The organism is Geomonas sp. Red32 (assembly GCF_023652955.1).
Classification (GTDB): domain Bacteria; phylum Desulfobacterota; class Desulfuromonadia; order Geobacterales; family Geobacteraceae; genus Geomonas.
Genome location: NZ_JAKLOY010000003.1, coordinates 357,223 through 369,996, shown reverse-complemented (window position 1 = coordinate 369,996; position 12,774 = coordinate 357,223). Strand labels below are relative to the sequence as shown.

The following is a 12,774-nucleotide window of genomic DNA, read 5'->3' as shown; positions in this document are numbered from 1 at the left end:
CCGCCAAGATATCCAAATCGGTGCTTCAGGTAAAGCCGAATCCTTACCGGGAAACGATACCTGCCTCTGGTCGCCGCGGTACATTTTACTCTCATACCTTTTCGGCGCTTCAGTAACAACAAGTCGCGACCGATATTCTATAACAATCCCGGAATTTCCATTGCCAGCTCTGAACTTGCCAGGAACTCTCCCGGGACCTGCGGCGAAAAACTTGTCTATCGGGTTGAAATCATTGCGAACCCATTTATACTTTTGCGGAACCTTGAGACTATACCGGGAGGAGATATGGAGAACGAGAGCAGGAGAAAATTCCTCGGGGTCTGCGCAGCCGGGGCCGCGGTGGTCGCCGCGGGAGGCGTCGCCTATCCGGTGTTCCGCTACCTGGCGCCCAAGGCCGGGGAAACCGGAACGGAAAAGGTGGTCTTCGCCGAAACCGACGTTCCCGAGGGGGAAGCCAAGTTCTTCCAGTATGCAGGCTCCTCCGCCGTGGTGGTGAGAACCAAGGCGGGGCAGCTCATCGCCCTCTCCGCGGTATGCACCCACCTAGGCTGCATCGTCCAATGGGAAAAGGACCAGCAGGATTTCCTCTGCCCCTGCCATGCCGGACGCTACACCCCCGACGGGACCGTCATCTCCGGTCCGCCCCCCAAGCCGCTGGCCAAGCTCCCGGTCGCCGTGGCGGAGGGGAAAATCACCGTCGGCTGATCTGCCGAAAGCCAATTCAACGCACCATCCTGAAGGATTTGGAGGTTACATGCCCCTTTTAAAACGGGTGTACGACTGGATCGACCTGCGCATAGGCGCACGGGAGGTCGTGAAACAGGAACTGACCGGCTATCTTTTGCCGCGCAACATCAACGAGTGGTACTCGCTGGGGAGCGTGCTGCTGGTGATCTTCGCCCTGCAGGTGGTGACCGGGATGCTTCTTCTGGTCTACTACGTGCCGGACGCCGACAAGGCGTTCAAGAGCGTCTCCTACATCATGAACGAGCTTCCGTACGGCTGGCTGATCCGGCTCTGCCACGCGGTCGGCTCCAACATGATGGTGGCCGTGCTCTTTTTGCACATGCTCTCCACCCTGTTCATGGGGAGCTACAAGAGCCCCCGCGAGCTCAACTGGCTGACCGGCTTCACCATCTTCGCGCTGGTGCAGGCGATCTCCTTGACCGGGTATCTCCTCCCCTGGAGCCAGCTCTCCTTCTGGGCCACCACGGTGGCAACGAACTCGGCCTCAGCGATACCGGTGATCGGCCCCTACATGGTCGAGTTCCTGCGGGGAGGAAAGCTCGTCGGGCCGCCCACCCTGGGGCGCTTCTTCGCGCTCCACGTGGCGGTCATCCCGGCGGTGATCGTCGCCCTGATCGGCCTGCACCTGTTCGTACTGAAGCGGACGGGGATCTCAACGCCCCCCTTCGGTGCCAAGGGAGAGGCGAAGACCTGGCCGGGCGACGTCTACCGCCACGAGAGCCATCCGGGGGGGATCCCGTTTCTCCCGAACTACGCGCTGACCGATCTGAGCTCCATCTCGATCTACTTCGCGCTCTTCCTGGCGGTGGTCTTCTTCGCCCCCAACCTTCTCTTCACCGCAGACTCCTTCGTGCCGGCCAACGCCTTCAAGACCCCGGCCCACATCAAGCCGGAGTGGTACTTCCTGGCCAACTACCAGACCCTGAAGATCTTCCCGAGCGAGCTGCTGGGGATCTCCATCCAGGCGGCGGCCGGGACGTTCCTGGCGCTCTTGCCGTTCATCGACCGCAGCCGCGAGAGAGACCCCTTCAGGCGCCCGATCTTCCTCGCCTGCGTGATCGCCGGCATCCTGCTCTGGTTCGGACTAACCATATGGGGGCACTACTCATGATCCGGAAACTACGCAAACTCAAACCGGCCCTCTTCGCCGCCGCCCTGACCGGGCTCCTTGCCGTCACCGCCTACCCCGCCGGGGTCCGGGCCGAGACCGCCCCCACCCCTCCCCCGACGCCGGAGACTGTCTGCATCCAGTGCCACTCCTCCCTCCCCGACCGGCTGGGGGCACCGGTGGCCCTCTGGAAGCAGAGCATCCACGCCGAGAACGGGATCTCCTGCAACAGCTGCCACGGCGGCGATCCCAAGAACGCGGCCGATGCCATGAATCGTTCCCGCGGCTTTTTGGGAGCTCCCAAGGAAGAGAACATTCCCGCCTTCTGCGGCCGCTGCCACGTGGGGGTCATGAAAGACTACCTGGCCAGCGCGCACGGCAAGATGCTCGGCAAAGGCGGACCGCACTGCGTCACCTGCCACAGCAACCACAAGGTGTTGAAGGCGTCCCTCGACCTCATCAACGAAAAGACCTGCACCCAATGTCACACCTTCGAGCGGGCCGCCGCCATCAAGGCCGCCATGCAGCAGACCGAGGGATACATCGTGCAGATCGACCGCCGGATCGGCGCGCTGACCGCGGTGGGAGTCGACACCGAGACCATGGGCAAGGCCCTGTTCGCCCAGCGAAACCGGTTCCACACCCTGTTCCACGACCAGGATGTGAACCGGGTGAAGAGCGAGTCGACCCAGATCAACGCCGAGCTCGGCAAAATCGACAAGCAGCTGAAAGGGATCGAGGACCAGCGGGCCGGCCGGAAGGTGACCGGAGCCATCGCCGTAGCCGTAGCCCTGGTACTGGCCGTCCTCTTCCACCTGCTCCGCAAGACCTACGACTAAACCCGTCCACCCAAGTCCACCCCGTCCACGAGGTCCACAAAATGCAAAACGGGGAGCGATTCCATCGCTCCCCGCCACCGCTTTCCGCCCTACCGTCCCCCCCTTTGCGAAGGGGGGACAGGGGGGATTTCCCTCAGCCCAAAGAGAAACTTGTCGTACTGCACCTGCCCGTCGCAGGTAAGAGGCCGGGTGATCTTAGCCAGCGGCAGCGGCGGAGGGGGCCCGTAGAGCACCCCCGGCGGCACGTTCCTGGTCACCACGCTCCCCGCCACCACCACCGCCCCCTCCCCTATCGTCACCCCGTTCAATATGGTGCAGTTGGGGCCGATGAAGGCCCCCTTCCCGATCACCACCCTCCCCACATCGTCATCCGAGTAGCGGTCCCCCAGGTAGAAATGGGCGAAGATGGTGCAGCGCAGCCCGATGGTGACGTCGTCCTCGATCACGATGTTCTCGGGATGGATCTCGTCGATGTAGACGTACTGGCTGATCCAGACGTTCTCCCCGACCTGGACCCCACGCCTGCGATGGAGCCACGGGCGCAGGGAGTACCCGCCCGGCGCGATCATCGCCAGCTTTCCCAGGAGCCTTTTCACGAGCGCGGCGGTCACCGGTGCCTCCCGCCCCTAGGGCGCCCCCGGCGAGCTCCGCAGCTTGTCCTCCACGAAGGTGGTCACCCGCCGGATGCTGTCCAGGTTCTCGGGAGTGAGCTCCTCGTCCTCCACCGAGATCCGGTACTGTTCCTGGATGTAAGAGACCAGCTGCATGATCCCGGTGGAATCGACGATCCCCTCCTTGATGAAGGAGCTGTCGTCCTTGAGCCCCGCCTCCTCACCGAAGAGGAAGTTTTCCACTATGTAGTTGCGAATCTCTTCCTTAAGACTCATTTCCATCCTCCTTTAATTTCGGCCCCTCGCCTCGCCCTAGTCGTCCAGTGAAACCGGCTCGATCAAAAGCGGGGAGAGGTGCAGATAGCGCGTGGTGGTCCTCTTGGTATCGATGTCCCGGTAGACCATCTCCACCTGTGCCGCGGTCAGCTCCAGGCAGTGAGCCACCCACTCCGCCGGGATGCCGTGGTTGCGGGCGAAGAGACAGAGATCCATCTTCTCGTAGGGAAGTGCGAAGTAGAACTCGTCCTGCCCCTGGGCGAGCGAATAGGTGTCAGTGGTCGGTTTTCTGCGCCGGATCTCCTCGGGGACCCCGAGATAGGCGGCCAGCTGGTAGACCTGCGATTTGTACAGGTGCGCGATCGGCTTGATGTCGGCGGCGCCGTCACCGAGCTTCACGAAGAAACCCTGGTCGTATTCCAGGCGGTTCGGGGTCCCCGCCACCGCGAAGTGCAGACGGTCGGCGTGGTAGTATTCGAGCATCTTGCGGACCCGCTGCTTGAAGTTGGTGGCGGCCACGATCTCCAGGTAGGGGGTGATGGGAAGCCGCTTCCGCATCCTCGTCCCTTCCGGAGATTCGGCCACCAGGTGAAAGGCGTTGATCCCCGCCCCTTCGCTGATCCCGGAGATGACGATCTTGGACTTCCACCCCTCCCGGTACTCGGGAAGGACCATCCTGACCGCCTTGTCGTAGCGCCGGTAGAAGCCGACCGCTTCGAGGATGCCGGAGATGTCTTCCCGGACCGTCTCGATCCCGAGCGAGGAGGCGACGAGTCCGCTCAGCATGAGCGTCTCGTCCGCCGAATGACGCTCCGGCATCTCGAGGCCCAAGACCCGCTCCTTCCCGAGCGCCCGGGCCGCGAGGGCAACCGTCACGCTGCTGTCGATCCCCCCCGACAGCCCCACCACGAGCCCCCGCCTCTTGACCCGGGAGAGCATAAGCTCCCGGATCCTTTGGCAGATCCTCTCCGTCTCCAGCTCCGGATTGATCCGGAGCACATCCCGCGAAAACCCACCCGTAGCGCTCATAGTAACCCTCCCCGTCCTACCGCCCTCTTCACTTACGCCCTCTTCATCCACCGCCGGCCCCCATCCTCACCCCGAGCGTCCCTTACCGTGGAGAGGGGATCCCGCGCCGTGGCAGGGGGCCGCCCTACCCCCGGTTTCCCGCCGTCTCCCGAGAGCCTTCCGCGCCCCCCAGAAGCGCGAGACACCGCGCACGGTCGATCTTGCTGCTCGCGTACTTGGGAAGCGCCTCCACCATCCTGATCTCGGCCGGGAGCTTGTGCCGGGGGAGCTTGCCGAGACAGAAGGCGAGCACCTGGTTCGCCGTGGTCTCCCGGTTCAGGGGAGCCGCCACCGCCACCAGCTTCTTCCCGAGGAGCGGGTCGTCCACCCCCATCACCGCCACCTCCAGCAGCAGGCCGGTCGCCATCAGCACGTCCTCGATCTCCTGGGGATCGATCCGGTGCCCCCCGGACTTCACCAGGTCGTCCTTGCGGCCGACCACGTAGAGAAAGCCGTCGTTGTCCTGGTAGCCGAGGTCTCCGGTATGGTAGCCGTGGTGGTCGAGCGCCCGCCCGGTGGCCGCCGCATCCTTCCAGTACCCGAGCATGATGTTGGGACCCGACGCGACCAGCTCCCCGAGCTCCCCGGCCGCCACCTCGCGCCCGTTTTCGTCCAGCACCCGGATCGTCACCCCGGGAATGGCCCTGCCGATCGACTCGATCTTGTGGGGAAGAAGCTCAGGCTCCACGTAGGTGAGCCGGGCCGCCGCCTCGGTGGCGCCGTACATGACGTAGAGCTTGGTGTGGGGAGGAAGCGCCTCTAAAAGCTGCTCCTTGATCTGGCGCGACATGTGGCCGCCGGCCTGGGTGCAGTAGCGAAGCGAGGAGAGCCGCTCCCTGAAGGCCAAAAGCGGTGAGCGGTGCAGAAGGTAGGCGTAGGTCGCCGGGACCCCGGAGAAGCCGGTCACCTTCTCCTCGGCCATCTGCCGGATCACCGAGGCGGGATAGGCGAAGTTGTTGTTGACCACCACCGTCCCCCCCACCGCGAAGTGGGTGTTGAGCAGCGACTTCCCCATGACGTAGAAGAAGGGGAGCACCACCATCTGGATGTCCTTCTGGGTGAGGTGCAGGTACTGGACGATGGAAGAGGTGTTGGCCACGATGTTCTGGTGGGTGAGCATGACCCCTTTCGGCTTTCCGGTGGAGCCCGAGGTGTAGATGATGCTTGCCAGGTGATGGGGGGCGACGGCAAGCGAGGGATTTTCCGGGCGGCCGCGGCGGATCATTTCGTCCCAGGAGGAGACCCGGACCCCGGTGGACTCCCAGGGGCGGGTCGGGCTCTTCACCAGCATGAGGGGGATCTTGAATTCGGCGGTACCGAGGTCGTGTAGGAGCTGCTCGCTCTTCGCGCCCGACACCAGGGCGGCCGGTTTCAGCTCGGTCAGCACCTCGGCGAGGCTCTCCGCCCGGGCATCCACGTTGAGCGGGACCGCCACCGCTCCCGCCTTGAGAATTCCATAGTAGCTCACCACGTATTCGAGGCTGTTCTCCAGGAGGATCACGATGCGGTCGCCCCCCTTGATCCCCTGGTCGAGCAGCCAGAGGGCCAACTGGTTCGCCATCTCGTTGATGCGGGCGTAGCTCACCCGCTCCTCGTCCTGGATGAAGGCGATGCGGTCCGGGTAGCTGACCGCGCTCATCTCCAGGAACTTATGGACTGCCTGAACGTGAGAAAGATCCATGGCGGAGCCCCCCTTTGGCGATGGCATTTCCATACACCACCCGGTCCGGGGCCACCGGCACGACGGGACGCTGTGAGTCGTGGGCCACGAACTGGCGGTGCAAAAGCTGGGTGGACAGCGCGCCGACCAGGGCCATGTTCTGGAATTCGCTGGAGAACTCGGCTCCGGCCTGGCGGAATTTCGCGTAGAGGCGGCTGATCTTCTTGGCGTTGAAATAGCCGGTACCCCGCAGGCTCTCCTCGGAGAGGAGGTCGTCGACGTAGTCGATCGGGGCCCCCGGAACGAAGAGCTCCCGGATGGGCGCCCGGTACGGCTGCTTCGGACGGTGGGTGATCCTTTCCGGGATCATCCCCTTGAAGGCCCGCTTCAGCAGGTACTTCTCGTTGAGGGCGCGGATCTTCCAGCTGGCCGGGAGCCGGAAAGAGAAATCGATCACCCGGTAATCGAGGAACGGGTGACGCATCTCGATGGAATTGGCCATCCCGACCCGGTCTCCCTGCGACGAAAGGAGGAAGTTCGCGAGGAAGATCTCCATCTCCAGCACCTGCGCCCGGGCCAGGGGATCGCGGTGCCAGAAGGAGGCAGGCAGCAGCGTGGCCAGCTCGTCGAACGGATCGTAGGAGGAAAGCGCCGCGTTGCACTCCTCGGACAAAAAGCCGAGATTGCGGCGGCCCCCCTCCCACCGGACCCGGTGCGAAAAGAACGGATCGTCCAGCTCCTCGGGCTTCACCGCGAAGAACTCCTGCAGGAAGGCGCCGCCCCGGGAGGGGTTGGTGAAGATGTACGGGTACAGGCGCTGCAAAAGAAGCGGGCGCCGGACGGAAGCCGGGTGGCGTCCCCAGTACTGGCGGATCTTGGCCTCCTTGTAGATGTTGTAGCCGCCGAGGATCTCGTCCGCCCCCTCCCCCGAGAGGACCACCTTGTACCCTTCCGACCGGACCAGCCGGGAGAGGATGAACATGGGGACCGGCGAGGTGCGCAAAAGCGGCTTCTCGCAGTGCCAGACGGTCTGCGGGAAGAGGCTGCGGATCTCGCCGTTGCCGATGGTCACCCGGCGGTTGTCGGTCTCGAGGTAGTCGACCAGTTCCTGCTGGAACGGGGTCTCGTCGAACCCTCCGGCCTCGAACCCGAGCGAAAAGGTCTTCAGGTGCGTTTTGCCCAGGCGGGAGATCAGCATCGAGATGATCGAGGAGTCGAGGCCGCCGCTCAGGTACGCGCCCACCGGGACGTCCGCCCTCAGCCTGAGCCTCACCGCGTCGGCCAACAGCTCGCGCAGGTGCTCCGCCGCTTCCTCGAAGGTGAAGGAGGGGTGCTGCAGCGGGTGGAACGGGATCTGCCAATAGGGGCGGTCCAGCGTCTCGCCCGCTCGGTAGATCATGTAGTGCCCCGGGGGAAGCTCGCGGATCCCCTTGAACACGGTCCTGCCGGGAAGCGTGCTCCAGAAGACGAAGACCTGGGAGAGCGCCTCGAGATCGAGCCCGCGCGGACCGTCCACCGCGGTGATGGCCTTGATCTCGGAGGCGAAGATCAGCCCTCCCCCCCACAGGGAGTAGTAGAGCGGCCGGATGCCGACCCGGTCCCGGGCCAGGAAGAGCTCCTTTTTGACGGAGTCCCAGATGGCGAAGGCGAACTGGCCGTTGATCATCTCGAGGGAGGCGGGGCCGTACTCCTCGTACAGGTGCAGGAGGACCTCGGTATCGGTCTCGGTGGTGAAGCGGTGCCCCTTGGCCACCAGGCCCGCCTTGAGCTCGATGTAGTTGAAGGCCTCGCCGTTGTAGACGATCCAGAGGGTGCCCGTCTCGTTGCTGATCGGCTGGATACCGCTGTCGATGCCGATGATGCTCAGGCGGGCGTGCCCGAGAGCTGCGTCGTCGTCGAGATAGACCCCCGACTGATCAGGCCCGCGGTAGCGGAAGGCGGAGATCATGGCCGTGATGCGGGTGAGCGGGTCCGGCTCACGGACCGGGACATTGACAATACCGGCAATTCCGCACAAGGGAGCGCTCCTTTCCCTGCCTTTGAGGAGGAAGATCCTGTTCGGTTGCAGCCTTTAGATATAAGCCCCTTGCGGGGCGGCATCGGGGAACGGTGAGAGTATACCAATGAATTAGAAGATGCCAACTTGCAAAAACATTAAATCTCCCCTTCCCTTCAACTTAGGAAGAGGTGTGGTCCCTCACCCCTTCAAGGGGAGGGACAGGGTGAGGATGGGGTTGCCATAGCGTTGGAGAGCCAATTAGGTGACGGCCGTCACAAACCCGATCCCCCCTCCTGTGCTAAGGTCTCCAAAACTCGAATACCGAATCCGATAGCCGACAATACTAAAACTTTCGCGAGGAAGTGACGGAAAGCCTACAGGGTCTCACCGAGACAGCCGGGTCGCCGAAATATCAACCGATATCCAGGCCCCGGCTTTTTTGCGTCTGGAACCGGGGGACCGGACGCATCCGGAGCGGGCGGCGCCCCACGCAGTCGAGATCGCCCAAGTGGCTGCCAGCCACCGGCAGACTATCAGGAGGAAATAGCGAAGATGAGTGAACGAGGCGAAGTAAACAGTACCGCGCTGTTCTGGCGATGGGGGAGCTTCCTGCTGCTCCTTCTCACCTTGACCGCCGCCACCCTCACGTGGGGAGCCCGCCCTGCGGAAGCGGCCCAGGCTACCCTCAACTGGAGCGCCCCCACCACCAACACCAACGGCAGCACCCTTACCGACCTGGCCGGCTACAAGGTTTACCTAGGCTCAGCCAGCCACAGCTATCAGCAGAAGATCGACGTGGGCAAAGTAACGAGCTACGCGGCCAGTAACCTCACCGCGGGAAGCACCTACTATTTCGCCGTCACCGCCTATGACACCGCAGGAAACGAGAGCAGCTACTCCAACGAGGTAACGAAGACCGTGGCGGTCTCCACCTACACCGTCACCGCCACCTGCTACGCCGGCGGCACCCTCACCGCAGTGGGCAACAGCAACGTGAGCACGGCCACCAACGGCACCACCACCATCACGAGCGTCACGGTAGCGGCCGGAAGCAGCCAATCCTTCACCATCACCCCCGCCAGCGGCTATGCCATCAACGGGGTGAGTGTCGACGGCAACGGGATCGGGCCGGTGACCAGTTACACCTTCAGCTCGGTCGGCGCCAACCACACCATCGCCGCGAGCTTTGTGGCAGCCAGCACCTCCACGGGCTCCAGCAGTTCCAGCGGCGGGGTGATCTTCGCGGTCAACAGCGGGGGGGCGAGCTACACCAACTCCTCCGGGCTCACCTACAGCGCCGACACGGCCTTTAGCGGCGGCACCCCCGGCGGGACCACCGCCACCATCAGCGGCACCACCGAAGGGCCCCTCTACCAGAGCGAGCGCTACGGCACCAGCTTCTCCTACAACATTCCGGCCGCCAACGGCACCTACAACGTCACCCTCAAATTCGCCGAGAGCTACTTCACCGCCTCCGGCAAGCGCATCTTCTCGGTCGCCGTCAACGGCACCACCGCGGTGAGCAACCTCGACATCTACGCCAAGGTGGGGGCCAACGCCGCCTACGACGTCACGGTCCCGGTCAGCGTCACCAACGGGACAATCAACGTCGTACTCACCGCCTCGGTCAATAACGCCGAAATCCGCGGCATCAAGGTGGCGGCCGCCACCAGTACCGCCCCGGCCAGCGGCACGGTAGCCTTCGCCACCAACGCCGGCGGGTCGAGCTACACGAGTGGCAGCACGGGGGTCACCTACCAGGCCGATGCCGATTACAGCGGCGGCACCCTGGGGGCAACCACCGCCACCATCAGCGGCACCAGCGACGGGGCACTCTACCAGAGCGAGCGCTACGGGAATTTCAGCTACGCCATCCCGATGGCCAACGGCAATTACAACCTGACCCTCAAGTTCGCCGAGAGCTACTTCACCGCCTCCGGCAAGCGGGTCTTCAACGTCGCCGTCAACGGCACCACCGTGATCAGCAACCTCGACATCTTCGCCAAGGCCGGGGCCAATACCGCCTACGACGTGGTCGTCCCGGTCTCGGTCACCAACGGCACCCTCAACGTCACCTTCACCAGCGTGATCAACAACGCCGAAGTGAGGGGGCTCCTGGTCAAGACCCCGTAGCCACCTCCATCGCCCCTCCCCCCTCCTTGAGGGAGGGGGCCGGGGGGGTGGGGGAAGCCTCAACGGAGTGACCAACCCGGCCATTCCGCGGTTTACCGGGTCCAGAAGTCCACAAGGTCCCTCGGCCCCGAATCCAAATTGCATCCCGATGCCCCGCGTCGGCATCGACAAGGAAGGAATACATGGAAAAAGCTATCGAAAGCCACCTGCATCACTGGCGGGTGATCATTTTCACGGTCATGGTGGCGCTGACCGCCTTCGCCACCGCCTCCCACGCCACCTACTCGCTCCCCACCGACCGCTCCTATCCGTGGGCGGGGAACGTCGGCGTCGTTGGAGACATCCCCAACCGCACGACCATCTACACCACCCTCTCCCCCTCCGGGGGGGATGACACCTCCGCCATCAAGAGCGCCATCTCCAACTGCCCGTCGGGCCAGGTGATCCTTTTGAAGAGCGGCACCTTTACGATCAGCAGCCCGGTGGTGATCAAATCCGGCATCACCCTGAGGGGCGCCGGTATGGGGTCCACCATCGTCAAGGGAGCCTCCGGGATGGGGGGCGCCTACCTGATCGGCTTCAGCAACGGTGCAGGCTACGGCACCTCCTACTCGATAAGCGCCGGGATGAGCAAGGGTTCCACCACCATCACCACCTCCTCGGCCCACGGCTGGAGCGTCGGTGACGTCATCCAGATCGACCAGCTTAACAACGCCTCCGGCAACCCCGTCGTCACCAACGTCGGCAACAACGGCACCTGCAGCTGGTGCGGCCGTGCGAGCGGCACACGGTCGCTCGGGATGCTCAACAGGGTAGCCGCGGTACCGAGCTCCACCACCGCCACCCTGGAGATCCAGCTCAGCTGGAACTTCTCCGCAAGCCAGAGCCCCCAGGCAACCAAGATCAACGGGACCACCAGCGACGCCGGTATCGAGAGCCTGACCGTGGACAACAGCGCGAGCGGGTCGAGCTCCCAGACCAGCGACGGCTGCACCATCGCCATGTACGGCACCAACAACTGCTGGCTTTTGCGGGTGGAGGCGATCGGCTCCTACGAGACCATGGTGAGGGTGAAGCAGGCCTACCGTAACACCGTGCGCGGCTGCAAGTTCCACGAAGGGGTCCCCGCCCTGCCGATCAACGGCACGAGCTACGCGACCAGCAGGGCCTACGGCATCTGGATTGGCCCCGGCTCCGGCAACCTCTTCGAGAACAACCAGCTCTACCACCTGTTCATGCCCCACAAGCTGGACGGGCCGACCTCGGCCAACGTGTTCGCGTACAACTACATAACCCAGCTCTACTACACCAACACCAACTGGAACCTCGGCGTCTTCGAGTTCCACGGCGCCCATCCCTCCATGAACCTCTTCGAAGGAAACTACGGCGACGGCCGCATCCTGGCCGACGACGTGTGGGGGAGCTCCAGCCACAACACCTTCTTCCGGAACCGGCAGACGCTGACTCCGAACAAGACCGGGGCGGGATGGGACATGGACCTGCAGAAGAACGCGCAGTACTACAACGCGATCGGCAACGTGATGGGGAGCGGGGTTGAGAGCCTGTACGAGGCGAACAACATGACCCTTTCCGGCCAGCTCGCCATCTTCCGGCTGGGCTACACCGGCGACGGCGACGGCGACGCCTCCGGCAACGACAGCCAGGTAGCCGCCACCTTGCTGCTGCACGGGAACTGGGACAGCGTGAACAAGACCGTCATGTACAACGGCTCCAACGACACCGTGTTGCCGCCGAGCCTGTATCTGACCGGCAAGCCTGCCTGGTGGGGGACCATGCAGTGGCCCGCCATCGGCCCCGACGTGAGCCCGATGTATCCGACCGCCCCCGGCGCCGGCAACGGCACCCCCTGGGGCGACAACGCGAACGGCACCAGCAACGCCACCCCCTCCGCCCCAACCGCGCTGGCCGTGCAGTAACCGAAGCAGGCGTAGTAACAAAAAAGCCGCCAGGGAAATCCCGGCGGCTTTTTCATTATCAGCAAGCTTCTGTAGTGTGTAGTGACATCTGTCACCCAACCCGAAGGGTAAATCTCACTGAGTTCACCTATAACCTTGAAGTTATGGGCAACTACTATAGCCGTAGGGAGGTCTTGCCGTTCCTTATTGGGCTGCTGACGCTCTAGATAATCATGAGCCCATACCGACACTATATATATTTCCGCTTCATGCTGAGGTTCCCGCTTTAGCGGACAGACTCTAATAAAGCCAGATTGAGGAGCCAGGATCCAGGGAGCTCAGGCACCCTCTCCTCCCCCAGTATGACCCGAGCCAGGCACATGACCTGTTCGAAGGAGAACTCGTGACCGAGGCTGA

Annotated in this window: 10 protein-coding genes and 1 riboswitch; of the genes, 5 read left to right on the top strand and 5 right to left on the bottom strand. The window is 63.6% G+C overall.

The window, feature by feature from the left end; all coding sequences use genetic code 11:
* Nucleotides 1-285: 285 nt before the first annotated feature.
* Genes L4X63_RS10950 through L4X63_RS10940 form a run of 3 tightly spaced genes read left to right on the top strand, consistent with a single transcriptional unit; the run spans nucleotide 286 to nucleotide 2,694 of the window.
* Entirely contained in the window at nucleotides 286-705 is a 420-nt protein-coding gene (locus L4X63_RS10950) for a QcrA and Rieske domain-containing protein (protein WP_250678664.1), read from the top strand.
* Nucleotides 706-754: 49 nt separating this feature from the next.
* Nucleotides 755-1,858, top strand: a complete 1,104-nt coding sequence (locus L4X63_RS10945) for a cytochrome b (protein ID WP_250678663.1) — start codon at nucleotides 755-757, stop codon at nucleotides 1,856-1,858.
* Nucleotides 1,855-2,694 (top strand): cytochrome c3 family protein, encoded by an 840-nt coding sequence (locus tag L4X63_RS10940; RefSeq protein WP_250678662.1) that lies wholly within the window; start codon nucleotides 1,855-1,857, stop codon nucleotides 2,692-2,694. Before L4X63_RS10945 ends, L4X63_RS10940 begins: the two co-directional genes overlap by 4 nt.
* Nucleotides 2,695-2,783: 89 nt before the next feature.
* On the opposite strand, the gene L4X63_RS10935 is transcribed toward L4X63_RS10940, so the two are convergent.
* From L4X63_RS10935 to asnB, 5 genes are all read right to left on the bottom strand, one after another.
* Nucleotides 2,784-3,305, bottom strand: a complete 522-nt coding sequence (locus tag L4X63_RS10935) for an acyltransferase (RefSeq protein ID WP_250678661.1) — start codon at nucleotides 3,303-3,305, stop codon at nucleotides 2,784-2,786.
* A 15-nt stretch (nucleotides 3,306-3,320) separates the two neighbouring features.
* The gene (locus L4X63_RS10930) at nucleotides 3,321-3,581 is read right to left on the bottom strand and encodes an acyl carrier protein (RefSeq protein WP_250678660.1); all 261 of its coding nucleotides are present in this window, start codon (nucleotides 3,579-3,581) and stop codon (nucleotides 3,321-3,323) included.
* A 36-nt stretch (nucleotides 3,582-3,617) separates the two neighbouring features.
* On the bottom strand, nucleotides 3,618-4,610 hold the full coding sequence (nadE, locus tag L4X63_RS10925) for an NAD(+) synthase (RefSeq protein ID WP_250678659.1): 993 nt from the start codon (nucleotides 4,608-4,610) through the stop codon (nucleotides 3,618-3,620).
* Nucleotides 4,611-4,734: 124 nt separating this feature from the next.
* Nucleotides 4,735-6,330: a class I adenylate-forming enzyme family protein gene (locus L4X63_RS10920; protein WP_250678658.1), complete on the bottom strand. Its 1,596-nt coding sequence runs from the start codon at nucleotides 6,328-6,330 to the stop codon at nucleotides 4,735-4,737.
* Complete coding sequence (gene asnB / locus L4X63_RS10915) at nucleotides 6,299-8,326, bottom strand: asparagine synthase (glutamine-hydrolyzing) (RefSeq protein WP_250678657.1); 2,028 nt, start codon at nucleotides 8,324-8,326, stop codon at nucleotides 6,299-6,301. Before asnB ends, L4X63_RS10920 begins: the two co-directional genes overlap by 32 nt.
* Before the next feature lie 314 nt (nucleotides 8,327-8,640).
* Nucleotides 8,641-8,717, top strand: a riboswitch (cyclic di-GMP riboswitch).
* Nucleotides 8,718-8,860: 143 nt separating this feature from the next.
* On the opposite strand from asnB, the gene L4X63_RS10910 reads away from it, so the two are divergent.
* A complete protein-coding gene (locus tag L4X63_RS10910; protein ID WP_250678656.1) occupies nucleotides 8,861-10,441 on the top strand; it encodes a malectin domain-containing carbohydrate-binding protein in 1,581 nt (526 codons plus the stop codon).
* Between the two features lie 182 nt (nucleotides 10,442-10,623).
* Nucleotides 10,624-12,378: a glycosyl hydrolase family 28-related protein gene (locus L4X63_RS10905; protein ID WP_250678655.1), complete on the top strand. Its 1,755-nt coding sequence runs from the start codon at nucleotides 10,624-10,626 to the stop codon at nucleotides 12,376-12,378.
* Nucleotides 12,379-12,774 lie beyond the last annotated feature (396 nt).